At 44.5% G+C, this 15,851-nt stretch carries 16 protein-coding genes; 12 read left to right on the top strand and 4 right to left on the bottom strand.

Annotated features, from left to right (window positions below; genetic code table 11):
* Window positions 1-160: 160 nt before the first annotated feature.
* The 10 genes from A3766_RS12875 (at window position 161) to A3766_RS12830 (ending at window position 11,493) form a co-directional block, all read left to right on the top strand.
* On the top strand, window positions 161-562 hold the full coding sequence (locus A3766_RS12875) for a hypothetical protein (RefSeq protein WP_068513298.1): 402 nt from the start codon (window positions 161-163) through the stop codon (window positions 560-562).
* Between the two features lie 65 nt (window positions 563-627).
* The gene (locus tag A3766_RS12870) at window positions 628-1,224 is read left to right on the top strand and encodes a DUF2796 domain-containing protein (RefSeq protein WP_068633879.1); all 597 of its coding nucleotides are present in this window, start codon (window positions 628-630) and stop codon (window positions 1,222-1,224) included.
* Window positions 1,193-1,966, top strand: a complete 774-nt coding sequence (locus tag A3766_RS12865; RefSeq protein WP_231875572.1) for an ABC transporter ATP-binding protein — start codon at window positions 1,193-1,195, stop codon at window positions 1,964-1,966. Before A3766_RS12870 ends, A3766_RS12865 begins: the two co-directional genes overlap by 32 nt.
* Window positions 1,963-3,225, top strand: a complete 1,263-nt coding sequence (locus tag A3766_RS12860) for an FtsX-like permease family protein (protein WP_068506879.1) — start codon at window positions 1,963-1,965, stop codon at window positions 3,223-3,225. The genes A3766_RS12865 and A3766_RS12860 overlap by 4 nt, the downstream gene beginning before the upstream one ends.
* Before the next feature lie 10 nt (window positions 3,226-3,235).
* Window positions 3,236-3,793, top strand: a complete 558-nt coding sequence (locus tag A3766_RS12855; protein ID WP_068506877.1) for a DUF3299 domain-containing protein — start codon at window positions 3,236-3,238, stop codon at window positions 3,791-3,793.
* Between the two features lie 416 nt (window positions 3,794-4,209).
* Window positions 4,210-5,874 carry a cation diffusion facilitator family transporter gene (locus tag A3766_RS12850; RefSeq protein WP_068642318.1) on the top strand — a complete coding sequence of 555 codons (1,665 nt, stop codon included), beginning with the start codon at window positions 4,210-4,212 and terminating at the stop codon, window positions 5,872-5,874.
* Window positions 5,875-5,938: 64 nt separating this feature from the next.
* Window positions 5,939-6,799, top strand: a complete 861-nt coding sequence (gene hflC, locus A3766_RS12845; RefSeq protein ID WP_068642316.1) for a protease modulator HflC — start codon at window positions 5,939-5,941, stop codon at window positions 6,797-6,799.
* Window positions 6,783-7,673, top strand: coding sequence for a protease modulator HflK (hflK, locus tag A3766_RS12840; RefSeq protein WP_068642314.1), 891 nt, complete (start codon window positions 6,783-6,785; stop codon window positions 7,671-7,673). Before hflC ends, hflK begins: the two co-directional genes overlap by 17 nt.
* A 170-nt stretch (window positions 7,674-7,843) precedes the next feature.
* The gene (locus tag A3766_RS12835; protein WP_068642312.1) at window positions 7,844-9,727 is read left to right on the top strand and encodes an alkaline phosphatase PhoX; all 1,884 of its coding nucleotides are present in this window, start codon (window positions 7,844-7,846) and stop codon (window positions 9,725-9,727) included.
* Between the two features lie 86 nt (window positions 9,728-9,813).
* Window positions 9,814-11,493, top strand: a complete 1,680-nt coding sequence (locus A3766_RS12830) for a hypothetical protein (RefSeq protein WP_068642310.1) — start codon at window positions 9,814-9,816, stop codon at window positions 11,491-11,493.
* A gap of 77 nt (window positions 11,494-11,570) precedes the next feature.
* Here the strand turns inward: A3766_RS12830 and A3766_RS12825 are convergent, their stop codons facing one another.
* The 3 genes from A3766_RS12825 to tmpT form a co-directional block, all read right to left on the bottom strand.
* Window positions 11,571-12,179, bottom strand: coding sequence for a Yip1 family protein (locus A3766_RS12825; protein WP_068554227.1), 609 nt, complete (start codon window positions 12,177-12,179; stop codon window positions 11,571-11,573).
* 178 nt (window positions 12,180-12,357) lie between these two features.
* Window positions 12,358-12,918 carry a bifunctional 2-polyprenyl-6-hydroxyphenol methylase/3-demethylubiquinol 3-O-methyltransferase UbiG gene (locus A3766_RS12820; RefSeq protein WP_068506961.1) on the bottom strand — a complete coding sequence of 187 codons (561 nt, stop codon included), beginning with the start codon at window positions 12,916-12,918 and terminating at the stop codon, window positions 12,358-12,360.
* A 54-nt stretch (window positions 12,919-12,972) separates the two neighbouring features.
* On the bottom strand, window positions 12,973-13,614 hold the full coding sequence (gene tmpT, locus A3766_RS12815) for a thiopurine S-methyltransferase (protein ID WP_068642308.1): 642 nt from the start codon (window positions 13,612-13,614) through the stop codon (window positions 12,973-12,975).
* Between the two features lie 206 nt (window positions 13,615-13,820).
* Between tmpT and A3766_RS12810 the strand changes: the two genes are divergently transcribed.
* Window positions 13,821-14,153 carry a zinc ribbon domain-containing protein YjdM gene (locus tag A3766_RS12810; RefSeq protein ID WP_068506955.1) on the top strand — a complete coding sequence of 111 codons (333 nt, stop codon included), beginning with the start codon at window positions 13,821-13,823 and terminating at the stop codon, window positions 14,151-14,153.
* A gap of 68 nt (window positions 14,154-14,221) precedes the next feature.
* Window positions 14,222-14,758, top strand: a complete 537-nt coding sequence (locus A3766_RS12805; RefSeq protein WP_068506953.1) for a GNAT family N-acetyltransferase — start codon at window positions 14,222-14,224, stop codon at window positions 14,756-14,758.
* Window positions 14,759-14,846: 88 nt separating this feature from the next.
* Here the strand turns inward: A3766_RS12805 and A3766_RS12800 are convergent.
* Window positions 14,847-15,851 (bottom strand): ExeM/NucH family extracellular endonuclease (locus A3766_RS12800; protein ID WP_156508892.1); only part of this gene is annotated, 1,005 nt, incomplete at its 5' end.

The raw sequence follows: 15,851 nt of genomic DNA, 5'->3' as shown, positions 1-15,851 counted from the left end.
ATTATTAATAATACAAATGATAATGATTATCATGAAGCATTGCAATAGAGGTGTTATGACGGGAGAATTATCTGCTGAGGAGCCCCTCGTTGGTCGGCAGGGGGCTCCATGCCCAAATATCAAAAGTTGAATTGTTGTAGTGTTTGTTTAGAATGCTGGCATGACTAAACCCTTGCGTGCTTTATTTCACTACTTCCTGGCCCTTACGATGCTCTTTGCATCGAGCTTTGCCATGTTCCATGCAAGTGAACATCTTCGTTTGGATAATCCCGCGAAGCACGTGGAGAGCAGCTTTGCACCTTACCTGCTAAGTCATGACGATCATGTTCATCATCAGCATTCCAGTGGTTCTCAAGACCATGAGGAGCTTGCTACTGAGCATGCATTTGAGTCTTTGTGTGAAGCTTGTCTGATTGTTTCTTCCCTTACTGGCTGTGTACCGAGTGATGTCTTTTCCGGTTTAGTCTCTGTAGGCCTTAGCTATAAACGGCCCGGTCAGCAGGATGAATCAAACCATACACACCTTAGCTTTCTCGCTAGAGCGCCACCTTTTAAGGCTTAGTTTTTATTTCTAAAGTCTTATTATTTTATTGTGCGTCAGCACAGCGTTTTAATGTGGAGTTATGTATGAAGAACTACCTGGTTCAGTGTTTATTTGTTTGTTTAGTTATTTCCCTTTCTAGTCGTGTAGCGATTGCCTTTGAAGAAGAGCATGAAGCCCATGAACATGGTCATGCAACATTGACGGTGGTTCAGGAAAAGGACGAGTTGCAGATGGTGTTTAAGTCACCTGCGATGAATATTGTTGGTTTTGAACACCAGCCTAATACCGCTGAACAGAAGGCAAAAGTCGAAGCAGCTGAGGGCATTCTTAAAGATGCTAAGCGCTTATTTCAATTGAGCTCGAGTGCTGGTTGCGAATTGGAGCATGTAACGGTTTCTTCTGCGCTATTGTCAGGAGCGCATAAGGGGCATTACGACGAGCATCATGAGGACCACGATGACGAGCATCACGATGAACATGATGATCACCACGAAGCATCACATAGTGAGTTTGAAGCTGAGTATCATTTCGAGTGTAAAAATATCGCGGCACTGAAAGATGTAAAGGTTAGCTTGTTTGAACTCTTCAATTCTCTTCAGGAGGTTGAAGCACAGGTTATTTCAAGCGCAGGTCAGAGCTTACAGGAGCTTGATCACCGTAAAACGAGTATTACGTTCTAATATGGATGCTAAACAAGTACTGTTGAAAGTAGACAACTTACGCTTCCGCTGGCCTTCGGGCCAGCGGGATGTTCTCGATATCCCCAAGTTTGAAGTGCTTAGTGGCGAAGGTGTCTTTATTAAAGGGGAGAGTGGTACAGGGAAGACGACCTTGTTAAGCCTTATAGGTGGGATCAACCTACCTGATGCGGGTTGTATCGAGGTTTTGGGGACGGATATTAGCAAGCTGCGTCAGAGCCGGCGAGACCACTTCAGAGCTGATCATATAGGCTTTATCTTTCAGCTTTTTAACCTGATTCCTTATTTGTCGGTAATTGAAAATATCACACTGGCATGTAAATTTTCTAAGTTGCGTACTCAACGAGTATTAGCAAAGTCGGGCAGCCTGGAAGAGGAAGCTTATCGCTTGTTATCGCAGCTTCAGCTAAATGATCGCTCCATGCTGACACGAAAAGTATCTGATTTGAGCGTTGGCCAACAGCAGCGTGTCGCCGCCGCCCGGGCCTTGATTGGCTCGCCGGAACTCATTATTGCCGATGAGCCGACCTCTGCATTGGATGCCGATACACGTGAACACTTTATTCAGTTACTACTAGAAGAGTGTAAGCAAAGTGGTGCGACCATATTGTTTGTTAGCCACGATGCTGGCCTGGAAGCCGCTTTTGATCGCAGTATTCAGTTAGGCGAACTCAACCGCGCTTGCGAACAGTCTTCAAATAAAGGGCAGGAGGCCGTGTTATGAATTGGGCACTGCTGATGAAGCTAACGCTGAAAAGTATCCTCAACCGGAAATTTACCAGTGGCTTAACCTTGTTTAGTATTTGTATCAGCGTTTTTCTATTACTGAGTGTCGATACGGTGCGTAAAGAGGCTAAGCATAGTTTTACCAATACGATTTCAGGCACAGACTTATTAGTCGGCGCGAGAAGTGGTTCGGTGCAGTTGTTATTGTATTCCGTTTTTCGTATTGGCAATGCAACCAACAATATCGGCTGGGATAGTTATCAAAAAATCTCTTCACACAAGTCGGTTGCCTGGGCTATTCCAATTTCACTTGGGGACTCTCACAAAGGCTATAGAGTGATGGGCACCACGCAGGATTATTTCAAACACTACCGCTTTGCTGATGACAGAGGGCTGGACTTCGAGCAAGGGAAGCACTTTGACGGGGTTTATGATGCGGTGATTGGTGCTGAGATTGCGGAAAGCTTAGGCTATAAAATTGGTGATCAGCTGACCTTGGCGCACGGTGTTAACGATACCGGGTTCTCCCGGCATGATGATAAACCTTTTATACTAACTGGCATACTTGCCCGCACAGGCACGCCTGTTGATCGAACGATTCATGTTAGTTTGGAAGGTATTGAAGCATTACATATTGATTGGCAGTCGGGTACACAATCTCGGAACAAGGTCACTGCAGAACAAACGCTAGAAATGGATCTTCAACCAAAACAAATCACGGCATTTATGCTGGGCTTAAAGTCGAAAATGGAAATTTTCCGTATCCAGCGAGCGATAAACAAATACAAAAAAGAACCCTTATTAGCTGTATTGCCAGGCCTTGCTTTGGGGGAATTGTGGCAGTTAATTGGTGTGGCCGAAAAGGCTTTGCTGATTATTGCAGTCTTCGTTTTATTGAATAGCTTCGTTGGCTTATTAACGGGTATTCTTAGCAGTTTAAATGAACGTCGGCGCGAAATTGCGATTCTCCGTTCTTTAGGTTGCCGGCCGAACCAGATATTTGTACTGCTGGCCTCAGAGTCCTTGCTGTTTGCAGTGCTTGGGTGTGCGCTAGGGTTGGCGGTATTTTTCGGTGCTGTATTGATGAGTCAATCTTTATTGCAAGGCTATGGCTTAACGATATCGCTGACTAGCTTCGGTTCTGAGCAGCTTGCCTTGGTGGCAGCGGTCGTCGGTATGAGTTTGTTAATCGGCTGTATACCGGGCTATCGAGCCTATAAACAATCTTTAGCTGACGGCATGTCGATCAAACTTTAGGAGAAAGTAAATGAAGCTACTAAGAGTGCTTTTAGTTGTGTTGCTTGTTGTCTCTCCGCTTGCTTTTGCAATAGGGAAAGACACGTATAAAGAGATATCCTGGGATGATTTAATGCCCGAAGGTTGGGAGCCTCCGGTGCCACAAGAGCAGGAGTTTTTCGAAGGAGAGTCTTTCGAAAGCGGCGCCTTTGAAGGTGAGTCATTCGAGGGGCAGGCTTACGATGGGGACCTAAACCCAATACCTGCTCAGGTTCAGGAGCCTGCACCAGTCGTGAAATCTCTTGATCAACAGAAACTCAAGATTCCGGGTTATATTATTCCTCTCAAATTCACCGCTGACTCGGTGTCGGAATTCTTGCTGGTACCCTATGTAGGAGCTTGCATTCATGTACCGCCGCCTCCTGAAAATCAGATCGTTTATGTGACTTTAAAAGAGCCCTTAATGACTAGTGAATTTTGGACGCCTGTCTGGGTAAGTGGGGTAATGAAGGCGAAGTTGTCGATGACTGAATTTGCGACTGCGGGCTACCACATGACTGATGCCATCACCGAGGTTTATGAGTATTAAATAGATATTTAGGCCCAGAGTAAGAACGCCAGTTTTTACTCCGGGCGGTATGGCACTTACTTAAACTGAATTTCACTTTTTTACAGTGGGTGCCTAGAAAAACATTATTCCTCTGTGCAGCAAAGCGCTCTGTGCCCTCTGTGGTTAAGGGCCTTAATCTTGAAGATCAAGACACCAAAAATGAATCCACCACAAAGGACACAGAGCGGCCGATGGTCTGCACGGAGAAAACCAAAAGAAGGGCCCTTAAATGAATGGCTCTTATTTAATCTGAATTGCACCCTATAGATAAACATGTATTCAGATTGAAAATATGCTTAAGCAAGTGCCGTTCTACTCTGACTCCAAATAAACTGACACAAAATTGTCACATTTAGTTGAGAGACTCACCTTCTCTTTTGAACTAGGTGACCCTCTTGTTTTCAGATCGACGAATTCGTACATCGTTAATCGCTATTGTTGCAGACTTGATATTAACGGCCATCAAGTTAGTAACATCGTGGATAACAGGCAGTACAGCGCTACTTGCTGACGCTTATCACTCCCTGTCTGATATTTTGGTCTCGCTTACCTTACTTTGTGGCATCTGTATTCGCGTTTCTGTCGAGAAAGGGCGCTTATCCATTTCTGAAGAAAAAGCGCATCAGCTGGAATCTATTCTGGCGATCATAATGTCCTGCTTGATTCTTTACGTTCCGGTAGAAATTATTCAGGAAATAAAATCCCAAGAGGCAGAAGATTTACAACATTTATGGGTTGGCATCGTAGGTATATTGTTATGTATAGCGATTGCTTGGTTAATGTCTCGTTTAAAAACCTGGGTAGGTAAAGAAACTAACTCCATGGCTCTGGTGGCGGATGGTTATCATAGTCAACTCGATGTATTTTCTTCAATTGCGGTCTTGCTTTCATTGATAGGTACAATGATAGGTATCTACCTCGATGAGATTGTCGCAGTGATTATTGCTGTGATGGTTACGATAGCCGGCCTTGAGCTTTTGATTTCGGGTATTAAGAGTTTGCTTACCGGTGCAGAGCTGAAGCAAGTATCGTTGATGGATAAACTGATGGATATGCCGTCGGTTCAGCACCTCCAGCATCATTCTAAACAGCTTAGAAAACCTGCAAACCTGGCGATATTTGCTGCATTGCTGGGCACTGCTTATTTACTCAGTGGCTTTCGTATCGTACCTCACGGGCACGTTGCTTATGGCCACCTCCTGCATCATTTTGATAATGAGCACTTGTCTCCAGGTTTATACTATAAGGCTCCTTGGCCGCTTGGAGGGCTAGTCATTCTTCAAGACAGTAATATCTTGAGTGTTGATACCGATAGTGCCCGTAAGAATATAGAGCAAGAAAGTTCTGTTGCCAGCGGTCTGTGGCAAAACAAAATTGATGGAAAAAGTCCTCAGGTGAAAGGCGAAGGAGAGTTCTTCCTAAGCCGTGATGAAAACCTGGTCGATATTAATCTAAAGCTGCACTTCTCGCTGGAACCTTACCATCAGTTGTTGCTCGATCCGGCAGTTCAAAAGGATATTCTTGGCGGCTATGCAGAATCTGCTTTGCTTACGCTTGCGGCAGAGAACGAGTACCTGACTTTACTTAATGGGCCGAGAAAGCCTTTAGAGAGTCGACTAAATAAGCTGATACGTGAAGACCTATCTGCTTCCGGTTTGGAACTTCGTTACATTCGCTCTCATATCCAATCTATTAAAGCTCCTCCTAGTGTCGTCGATTCGCACTGGAAAAGATTCAATGCTTATCAAAAGATGCTAAAGGCTAAATTGAGTGCTGACTCCAAAAGCCAGGAAGATTTGGCGAATGCCAATGCAAAAGCCTTAGGAGAAGTTAATCGGGCTCAAGCAACGAAGGCAGAACAAATAGAGCGTGCCGAGGGAGATATCAATCGATACTTGCCTTTGCAAAGTTTATTTCAGAGCCAAACCGAAGCGCTTCATTATCAGAGCCGTCAAAATAACTTAGCAAAACAAGTTCAGGGTAAACAAATTACTGTGATAGACCCAAAGATTTCCAATCAGCAGCTTCGATTATGGTTACCGCAAAACGATCGTCGCTAACTTTCTAATACATGAGGTTAAGAGTGTGAAAAGAGTTTCCTGGATTCTTGGAGTCCTGATAATCATGGGCTACCTGCTGACGACTTGTCTGGTAGTGGTGAAAGAAAATGAAGCTGCCGTCATTATGCAGTTTGGGAAACCTGTTCGCACCATCACTCAAGCAGGGCTAACGGTTAAATTGCCTGCGCCTATTCAGACCAAGGTATTTATGGATAAGCGAATGCATTTACTTAAGCTACCTGCATCTGAATATGTGACAAGCGATCGTCGAAATTTAGTGATTCAGAGCTTCGCTTTATGGCGAATTTCAAAGCCTGAGCTTTTTCTGGGTAGTTTGCGTAATCTCGAAGTCGCACAATCGAGGCTGACCGATCTGGTGACGTCTAATATTGGTGCTGCAATAGGTCATGCGACCTTGAGTGGCATATTCTCTACAAGGCCTGACAAATCCAGTTTGCGAAGCATATTTGAGGAAATTACTGCAAATAGTGCTCCGGTTGCCTTACAGGATTACGGTATTGAAGTGCTTGCTATTCGCCCGAACCGTTTTGGTTTCCCTAGGCAAAATGTTCAGGCTATCTATGACCGTATGATTGCAGAGCAAAAACGTATTGCTGCTCGCTATCGTGCCGAAGGTACTGAAGAGGCTGAAAAAATTAAGGCTGAATCTGAACGAGAGGTACGTGAGCTTTTGGCTAAAGCGCATCGAGAGTCGCAAACCATGTTGGGTGAAGGGGAAGCCAGAGCAACCGAAATATTTACCGAGGCTTATGCCCAAGACCCGGAATACTACCAGTTTCGAAAAAGCATGGATTTATACAAAGACATGATGGGTAACGATACGACCTTGGTTCTATCTAGTGAGTCACCACTCGTTCAGCGCTTGTTGGAGAGCCCCGGAGCGTCAGATGCATATGCTAAGTGATTTAAGAAATATACTCGCGTCAAATAAGCATGTCTTGTGGGTGATCTTTTTAGGGCTCTTGCCTTTGATATATCTCTTAAGTGGCTTTTACTCTGTTGGTCCTGAGCAGCGTGGAATACTATTGCGATTCGGAAAGATAGTCGACGATCAGGTCTTGCCTGGCATGCATTATCATTTACCTTGGCCCATGGAGACGGTAGAGAAGATACAGGCGACTTCGGTACGCTCAATGGAACTGAACATGGTGGAGGAAACATCGGCGCCAATTCAGAGGGAGCTGACAACGGGCGATCAGAACTTATTGGAGGTCAGTCTGATACTTCAATATACCATAGAGGAGCCTGGCATCTTTCGTACGCAGGCGCTCGACCCTGAAGCGCTGCTATTTGAAGTATCATCCGCTGAGGTGATCCAATATATCGCCAGCAAACCAATTAACGACTTGTTAACAACGGGTCGAATTCAATTTCAAAGCTATCTAAAGAACTCCATTCAACAGCAGGCACGGGACTTGAATTTAGGTATCAGGTTGACTGCGATCCAAATTAAAAAGCTGAAGCCTCCCGGTTCTATTAAAAAGAATTTTGATCAAGCAACGATCGCGAGAACGGAAAAAAGAAAAAGAGTTCAGGAGCAGAAAAGCATAAGAAACTCTAGAATGGCTCAAGCGCGAGGTGAGGCCAATGCCTTGCATCAATCTGCCAAAGCGACAATCGAAGAAGAAATACAGAAAGCCGAAGGTGCCAGTGCCAGCTTTATTAGTAATCTGAACGAATACCGCAAGAACCCAGACTGGGTGATGCAGCAATCTCGCTTAATAACGATTAAGTCTCTATTAAGTGAATCTCGACTAATTGTGGTGCCCGCGTTATAGCGCTATAACGCAAGTGGCGCGGTGCGTTTTTATGTGGTTTTTCTGCTCTATATTGATGAAACCGTATTTTTTAATTCACATAAATGTCACTAAACTTTCACTTCCGCTCTGCAAACTTTCGCATGCAAAAAACATCTATTCTAAGATTTTTTATTTGAGGAAGAGTTACGATGAGTGTGGGTTCTAAGTTTACAAAAAGACCTTTAGTGTCGGCCATTTTTCTTGCAACCTTAGCGCTAGCAGGCTGTGAAGATGGTGATGATGGTGAGGCGGGTGCTGCAGGTGCAGCTGGTGTAGCAGGTGTTGATGGAACGAATGGTACTGATGGTACTAACGGTACAGATGGCGCTGATGGTGCAGACGGTAGCGATGGTATTTCTAACTATATTCCTATGGGGCTAAAGCGCTATGCAACAGCGCCAGTTGGTGCAGAATTCACCGGTATGTTCTTAAATACTGATGGCACATTATTCTTAAACGTACAGCACCCAAGTTCTTCAAATACAACTGCTGACGCAGACGGCAAGATTTTTGACAAGGGCACTGTAGGTGTTGTTGTTGGTGAAGACTTCAATAACTTCCCGGCTAACTTTGCTGCCTTGGATGCGCCAATTGCAACTGCTGATAAAGAAGTGGTTATGACAGCAACAGGTCGTTATCAAGTTCTTGCTCAGCAAGAAGATACTTTGGTCGATGGCAATGAGATGGGTGATATTCTTGCTGCCGATGGCACGACTCTGATTAAGAGCTCTAATGACCCGGATTTTAACGGTGTTATCTCTGACGGTGGTACAGGCTTCTACCTATACACTAACTGGGAAGACCGCCCAGGAAGCATGAGCCGTATGAACCTAAGCAACCTTGGCGCAGGTGAGACGGGTTACCAAAATATATCTCTTGAAGGTATGTTAGATTTCTCTTCAGTTGATGGAACGTGGGTAAACTGCTTCGGTACTGTCAGTCCTTGGGGCACGCCTTTGACAGCAGAAGAGCTTTACTTTGATGACACGGCTGATTGGTTTGATGAATCATATCAATACTTCAGCAACCCTCAATCACTTGCTCAGTACTTGGGTTACCCAACTGACGGTTCTGGTGCATGGCCAAACCCGTACAAGTATGGCTACATTGTTGAAGTCGGTACGTCTAGCACTGCTGCAGACCCAGCGCTTGCAAACGTAGAACTAAATAAACTTGAGCTTCAAGGCCGCTTCTCTCACGAAAACAGCGTAGTGATGCCTGACCAGAAAACAGTATTCTTGAGTGATGACGGAACGGGTGTTGTGTTCTTCAAGTTTGTTGCTGATGCAGCAGGTGATATGAGCTCTGGTACTTTATACGCTGCGAAAGTCACTCAGACGAATGGTGTTAGCGATCCTTCTGAAGCTGCTTTTGCAATTGAGTGGATTGAGCTTGCGCACGGTGCTGAAGCTGATATCGAAGCTGCAATTGCTGAATATGATGTGGGCACACTTGCTAGCCCAAGCTATATTACTGATCAGCAAATCAATGATTGGGCTGAAGCTAAGCTTTCTCAGGATCTAGATGGCAGCGGTTCTGTTGCAGCTGATCCCTTTACTGATGACCGCCCTGCTTTCCTAGAGAGCCGTAAAGCCGCTGTTGCTTTGGGCGCGACGGGTGAGTTCCGTAAGATGGAAGGTGTCGTTATCAACTATGGTCTTGCAGATAACTGGTGGAATGCTGGTGCTGCTGATGGTGATCAGGCTTACATGTATATGGCTATGTCATCATTTGACAAAACAATGGCTGATGATGAAGGTGATATCCAGCTAGACGGCACTCACGGCCCATGCGGTGTGGTATATCGTATGACCTTGAAAGAAAACGCTGGCAACGTAGACGTTGATACTATGGTTCCTGCAATTGTGGGTGGCCCATACTACTCTGATCGTGATGTGAATGAGTGTAGTGTTAACAATATCTCTAACCCGGATAACCTAGCTGTAATGGACGACGGTCGTCTATTGATTGGTGAAGATACTGGGAATCATGAAAACAATGTTATCTGGGTATATGAAGATCCAGCACTGTAGTTTTCATTAAGTTAGTACTCTAAGAGTACTGCAAGGGGAGGGCGAATTGTTGCCCTCCTTTTTTCTCAGACACTAAAGAAATTCTTATGAAATATATTAACCTATTGGCCTTACTTGTTCTGATGAGTGCTTGTAGCAGTGATTCGAATACGAGCAAGAACAACACACAAAATGACCCTGATGCTGAAACAGAGCTATTAGCGAGTCTTAATTTCCCGACAGAGATTAATGAGGGAACATCAGGTCAGCTTCGTGCGACGGAAGATGGCATTACCTATAACAAAGAAGCGATTGTCCCTCCTCAGTGTTATACCAAACATGAAGCAAAGCACAATCCATGTATGGCTTGTCACCAGACACATCCTTTTGGCTCCAGCACAAACTATATGGCCGATGGCTTATTACAGGCAGAATATGCTTTCTCTGATGTTGGGGTGACCAATCATTGGAAGAACTTGTTTGAAGATAAGACTGAAAAGGTTGGTCAGATCTCAGATCAAGAGGTTATTGATTACATTAATACGGATAACTACACGCCTTTAATTGAGCAATTAGAAGCAAGTTCGGATTGGGAAGGCCCTATCCCAAAACTTGTAAATTTACAGCAAGGCGCAGATGCTTTTGACGACGAAGGCATTGCCAAAGACGGCAGCTACTGGGTCGCATTTAATTACAAACCTCAACCTAGCACCTTTTGGCCAACAAATGGCTCTACAGATGACGTAATGGTGCGCTTACCTGAAGAGTTCAGAGCGGCTGCCGAGAGTTGTACTAACGATACCAGTGCTTATTCACGAGATACTTATTTAGCTAACCTTGCGATTATGGAAGCGGCGATTAAAAACCTGGATTCAGTATCCTTGCCACAAGTTGATGAGCGCGTATTTTGTACCGACTTGAATAATGATAGTCACCTTGGTGTGATTTACGAAATCGATAGACCCGCTTTCTATGTGGGGCAAGCGTCTGATGTAGCGGTCGTACCAATGCTTTACCCTGAAGGTGTTCAATTCCTTCATACTGTTCGTTATGTAGGCGTGTCAGCTGATGGTGATATAGGTGTGTCACCACGAATGAAGGAAGTGCGTTACACGCGCAAATTCAAATTGTTTGATGAGCCTGATTTGATTTCCATGTATGGCAACGAGCGACAAGAAAAGATTGATGAAATATTGCCGAAGTATATCAATCGTGGTGATCATGGGCTTGATAACAGCTTTGGTTGGATGATTCTGGGCTTCATAGAAAATGCCGACGGTTCAATGCGTAGACAAAGCTATGAAGAACATAACTTCTGCATGGGTTGTCATACCTCGATTGGCAGTACGATAGATCAGACTTTTGCATTTCCACGGAAGGTTACAGGCTCTGAAGGTTGGGGCTATATTAACTTGAAGGGCATGAAAGATGCGCCGGTAATGGGTGATACCGAAGGTGAAATCCTGGACTACCTAAAGCGAGTTGGTGGTGGTGATGAGTTTCGTGAGAACGGTGAAATGCTAGAGAAATGGTTTAATGAAGATGGAACAGTTAAGGAAGAAGAGGTGGTTGCCGCCGATGTATATGAGCTGCTAACGCCTTCTGTTCGTCGAGCACTTGATTTAAACAAAGCCTACATGACCATTGTTGCTGACCAGGACTTTATCCATGGTCGAGACGCGAACATTACGCCGGTGACAAATGTTTATAAGGAAGTGGATCCGGATACTGCGCCGACGCTACCAGCAGATAAACAGCGTATGAAAGATATTCGTTTGCAGTGGTAAGTGGCATATGAAATGAGAAGGGGGCTTAATATAAGTCCCCTTCTGCGTTTTGGTATTTCCTTTTTAGTGTTTGCCCTTTAACGTGTGACAAACTCTGGGCCAGCGCCCATGCTCCAAATAATGACGGTGCCGATTAATGTTGTCACCAGATAAACCAGAGAAACTGTTAATATCGCACCGACAAAGAAGAAGGCTTGATCCTGGGATATCTTCAGTACATGAGGTAAACCGTCATACATCAGGTAAGCTGCATAACCCGCTGCTGCGAGGAAAATAGCAGCATTCACCCAAGGCTCTGGGTACAGTGGTGCTAAACCAGCTAGGAACAGAGGCGTGCAGGAGTAAGCGACGAGTGCTATTCCGTTCGCGGCAAACTCATCATGGCCACTGCCATAGTTGCGAGACATCCAGTCAATCATAAAGCCAATAAAGTAAATGCCCGCGACCATGGCGACATAAGTCAAAATACTGAGCGTCATTGCACTCGATTGAGAAAGGTAAACTAACTGACCTTCACCCACTTGCCAACCATATTGAGTGGTTGAAATGTAGGCGCATACTGGGGCAATCAAGGCGAGAAGGCAGATATAGGCGGCCATCTTAAGCGGGCTTGAATGTTCTTTTCTTATTGATTCCCACTCTTCATCGGGGTGTGTGAACATTCCAGGGACATGACTTAATAACATACGGTAAACCTCTATTGATCATTATTGTTTTTTAGGAGTTACTGCGCTGTCTATTTCTTAGACAGTTTTATTATAGGCCAGTCAGGGTTCAGAAGCTTAGATCTCTTTGCACTTAAAAAACGACGTGTACTTCCCCTTTGTTCTTATGAACTCCGCTTTTGAGTGAGCGTAGGAAGGCTTACACTTTGCGAAACAGATAATCATCCATATAACTTTCACCTCGTTGAATGGAGGCGAAATGCTCGAGTTCCAGGTGCTCGTTTATATTTCTGAGTTCACCTGGCTCTAGGCAGAAGCGACGGGAAAAGCCGTTTTTCTCATGATGGGTGAGGTTAAAGGTGCTCAAAAGTAACTTTCCACCGGGGCGTAACAGTGCGATGAACAGGGGCCAATAATGAGGCGCTGGTTTAAAGTGCGTCATCACGATGTTATCAAACGTCTCTAGCTCGTTTAGTTGTTCTGGGTGATCGAGGTCTAAGGTATAAGTGCTTACTTCTAGGTTTTTCTCTTGTGCGAAGGTGTTCAGTCGATCCAGGGCGACTTCTGATATGTCGGCAGCCGATACAGTAAAGCCTTTCGCGGCTAGGAATAAGGCTGCTGCACCGTCGCCACTGGCAATATCAAGCACACTGCCGGGTAGGAGCTGGTCTAAAGCCTCCTCGATAAAAGCGGGTGCTTTCGCTTGAACCATCGGGCGCTCGCTAAAGCGCTTATTCCAGCGAGCTTGGTCTTCTTTCATGGTCTTCTCTTTCTAGTGAGTAGGCTTGCTAACAAGAATAAAAGGGCCGAGGGTTTAATTCTCGCGCTCAAGTAGCCAGACATATTCAGTGATAGGAAAGGCTGCTGAAAACTTGTCTGAAACCTTCGTGCTATCAAGGGGCCGTAAGTTGTAATGCTGTGCGTAGTGTTGTCGCAATTCTTCTTCGCTAACTGAAAAAGGCGGACCACTCATTAGACTCTGATCATACTGATAGCAAACCACTAGCTGAGGCGTTCGAGCAACCAGAGTGTTGAGGTGTGAGGCATATTGCTTGCGCATCTCTACAGGCAAAGCAACTAAACTGCCACGGTCAAACACAGCGTCAACCTGGCCAAGCGTTTCTTTATCGACACTGAAGAAATCACCGACTAGTATGTCTACATTCTCAGCATGATAGCGTTTAATTTGCCCCTGGGTGCTCACTTCTGGCCGAACGCCCATTTCATCGAAAAGTTGTTGTATGGCCAACTCGCTTAACTCGATGCCAACAACCTGAAATCCCTTAGAGGCTAGCCAAGGAATATCGAGAGTTTTCCCACATAAAGGTAAAAGTATTCGTTTACCGGGGGCGAGCTTGAGCAAGTCGAGGTGTTTTACCAAGTTAGGGTTTGCTTCACTTTCATGAAAGCCGATGGTGTTGTTTTTCCAACAATTGAACCAAAAATCGGATTGCATAGAGATACCTGGGATGAGCTTAGGAAGGTTAAGTATTTTAACGCTGTCTAGCGCTTAGGCAAGTGTAACTAAGTGTCGACATAAAAGGATCTTACTTATTTAGAAGATTCTAAATGCTAATTGGTAGATAATAACACTTTAAAGCTTGCTCCCAGGGCAGGCTGATTCATTGTTAGATTCATGTTGAAACCTAAAAGAGAATATCTATGCCTAATTGCCCGAAGTGCGATTCTGAATACCCTTATGAAGACGGCCCTAGTTTTGTTTGTCCTGAGTGCGCCCATGAATGGCCCATTAATGCTGAAGAAGATGAAGATCGTTTGATTGTAAAAGATTCAAATGGCGCAGTGTTAGCTGATGGCGATAGTGTTACCGTTATTAAAGACCTTAAGATCAAAGGCTCTTCTTCAGTCGTAAAAGTTGGCACCAAGATCAAAAATATTCGCCTGATCGAAAGCTCTGATGACCACAATATTGATTGTAAGATCCCTGGAATCGGTGCGCTTAAAGTGACACCGAAATACGTTAAAAAAGCTTAGCGTTGATAGGCTCTCTCTATAGGAGAGCTTCGATATTCTCGCGTTATATCTTTAGAAGGGTGGGTCTGATGAATTTATCTGAATTTACGCCTGCTCAGTCACAAGAAGTGATTGTGCTGTTCCGTGATGTCTTTTCTATGGCCGAGGGACTGGACGAGGGTTTGTTAATTGGCGATTTAGTTGCCGATTTGATTGCCAGCACTAGAGAAGAAGACTTGCTTGGTTTTGTTGCCTCAAAAGATGAAAAACTTGTCGGCGCGATTTTCTTGAGTCGCTTTTTTCTCCCAAATGACAAGCTTGCTTTTATTCTTTCTCCAGTTGCCGTTGCTACGACCTGTCAAGGGCAGGGGGTAGGTCAATCCTTAATTAACTATGGTATTGAGTCTCTACAATCTCTTGGTGTAGAACTGGTTTTTACTTATGGTGACCCGAATTATTATTCTAAAGTAGGCTTTGAGCCGATTAGTGAGAACGTGGTCAAGGCTCCGTTTGAATTGAGTCAGCCAGAAGGGTGGCTGGCACAGTCACTGACAGCTTGTTCGATCGAAGCAATAGATGGCCGTTCCAGAAGTGTTAAGGCTTTGGCCAAAGCTGAGTATTGGTAAACGCGAGTATGTGCTGTGCTAAGAGTGTGTACAGTTCAAAAAAGGCAGCTTTCGAGCTGCCTTTTTTAATTGAATGGTAATAGGAAAACTATCGTGACTTCCTGTACCACTTAAGCCACTTACGAATGTCTCGGAAGTTGACTTTTCCATCTTTATTTAAGTCATATTGAGCGCAGCTTTGATCTCTACACCCCCAATGATCAATCAAGATTAAAAAGTCGGCAAAGCCCAAAACACCATCCTCATCAAAATCACCCTTTAACGGTGATTTCAAAGCTAGCTCAACAATCACAGGGTCATGATCTGAAGCTCTGTACGGGCTAGCGCTATACAGATCCGCTACTTGAGTATCACTCTTATATTCAGTGTTGTAATCAAGAACACGAGGCTCATCGGTATTGATATGCCACTCAGTGACTCCGCTTACCTGTGAGCTTAAGCTGTCACTCGCTAAAGCATGGTCAAGTGAACCTGCCTGCCCATAAAACACGTAAGAATAGGCTTTATCACCTACAAAGTGTTCAAACAAATCAACATAACCAGCCTCTTTGATGACAGAAACGGGGTCTTCTTTAGCATATGCATTTAAATCACCAATGATCAGAAAATCACTATCGCGACTATTGCTTGGATCAGAATTCAAGTAATCGACTAATGCTGTCGCGGCACTTGTACGTGTTAAGTTACAGTTGCCTTGGCCATCATTCATGTCAGGATCACCCAATTCGTCACAATCACTTCCTTTTGATTTTAAATGATTGACTGCAACGGTAAGCTTCTCCTTTGAACCTTTTTCTTTAAAGGTTTGGATTAAGACTGGTCGATTCTTATCATCATTAAACCTCGAATCTACCGAGCTATCCAGAATGACCGTTTGTTTTATCGGTTTTACTTGGGTACTTCTATAAATAAGACCAACAGCAATTGCATCCGTACCAATTTGATCGACACCTGGATCAATATAAGCATAATCGCCACCTGCCGCATTAATTGCCGCGACTAAGCTAGCAATCGCACTCTGTTCAGTAAAACCGTCATTTTCTATTTCCATCAAACCGACGATATCAGCATTCATCGCTAGAATAGCATTCAC

It is taken from the genome of Oleiphilus sp. HI0132, assembly GCF_001635845.1.
Note: the sequence above shows the minus strand (reverse complement) of the source record. Positions and strands in the feature narration are given on the sequence as shown.

Excerpts from the sequence above, each read along its gene's own strand:
- A3766_RS12875 (WP_068513298.1), top strand. The coding sequence starts at position 161 with ATGACTAAACCCTTGCGTGCTTTATTTCACTACTTCCTGGCCCTTACG.
- A3766_RS12870 (WP_068633879.1), top strand. The coding sequence starts at position 628 with ATGAAGAACTACCTGGTTCAGTGTTTATTTGTTTGTTTAGTTATTTCC.
- A3766_RS12860 (WP_068506879.1), top strand. The coding sequence starts at position 1,963 with ATGAATTGGGCACTGCTGATGAAGCTAACGCTGAAAAGTATCCTCAAC.
- A3766_RS12855 (WP_068506877.1), top strand. The coding sequence starts at position 3,236 with ATGAAGCTACTAAGAGTGCTTTTAGTTGTGTTGCTTGTTGTCTCTCCG.
- hflC (WP_068642316.1), top strand. The coding sequence starts at position 5,939 with ATGGGCTACCTGCTGACGACTTGTCTGGTAGTGGTGAAAGAAAATGAA.
- hflK (WP_068642314.1), top strand. The coding sequence starts at position 6,783 with ATGCATATGCTAAGTGATTTAAGAAATATACTCGCGTCAAATAAGCAT.
- A3766_RS12835 (WP_068642312.1), top strand. The coding sequence starts at position 7,844 with ATGAGTGTGGGTTCTAAGTTTACAAAAAGACCTTTAGTGTCGGCCATT.
- A3766_RS12830 (WP_068642310.1), top strand. The coding sequence starts at position 9,814 with ATGAAATATATTAACCTATTGGCCTTACTTGTTCTGATGAGTGCTTGT.
- A3766_RS12825 (WP_068554227.1), bottom strand. The coding sequence starts at position 12,179 with ATGTTATTAAGTCATGTCCCTGGAATGTTCACACACCCCGATGAAGAG.
- A3766_RS12820 (WP_068506961.1), bottom strand. The coding sequence starts at position 12,918 with ATGAAAGAAGACCAAGCTCGCTGGAATAAGCGCTTTAGCGAGCGCCCG.
- tmpT (WP_068642308.1), bottom strand. The coding sequence starts at position 13,614 with ATGCAATCCGATTTTTGGTTCAATTGTTGGAAAAACAACACCATCGGC.
- A3766_RS12810 (WP_068506955.1), top strand. The coding sequence starts at position 13,821 with ATGCCTAATTGCCCGAAGTGCGATTCTGAATACCCTTATGAAGACGGC.
- A3766_RS12805 (WP_068506953.1), top strand. The coding sequence starts at position 14,222 with ATGAATTTATCTGAATTTACGCCTGCTCAGTCACAAGAAGTGATTGTG.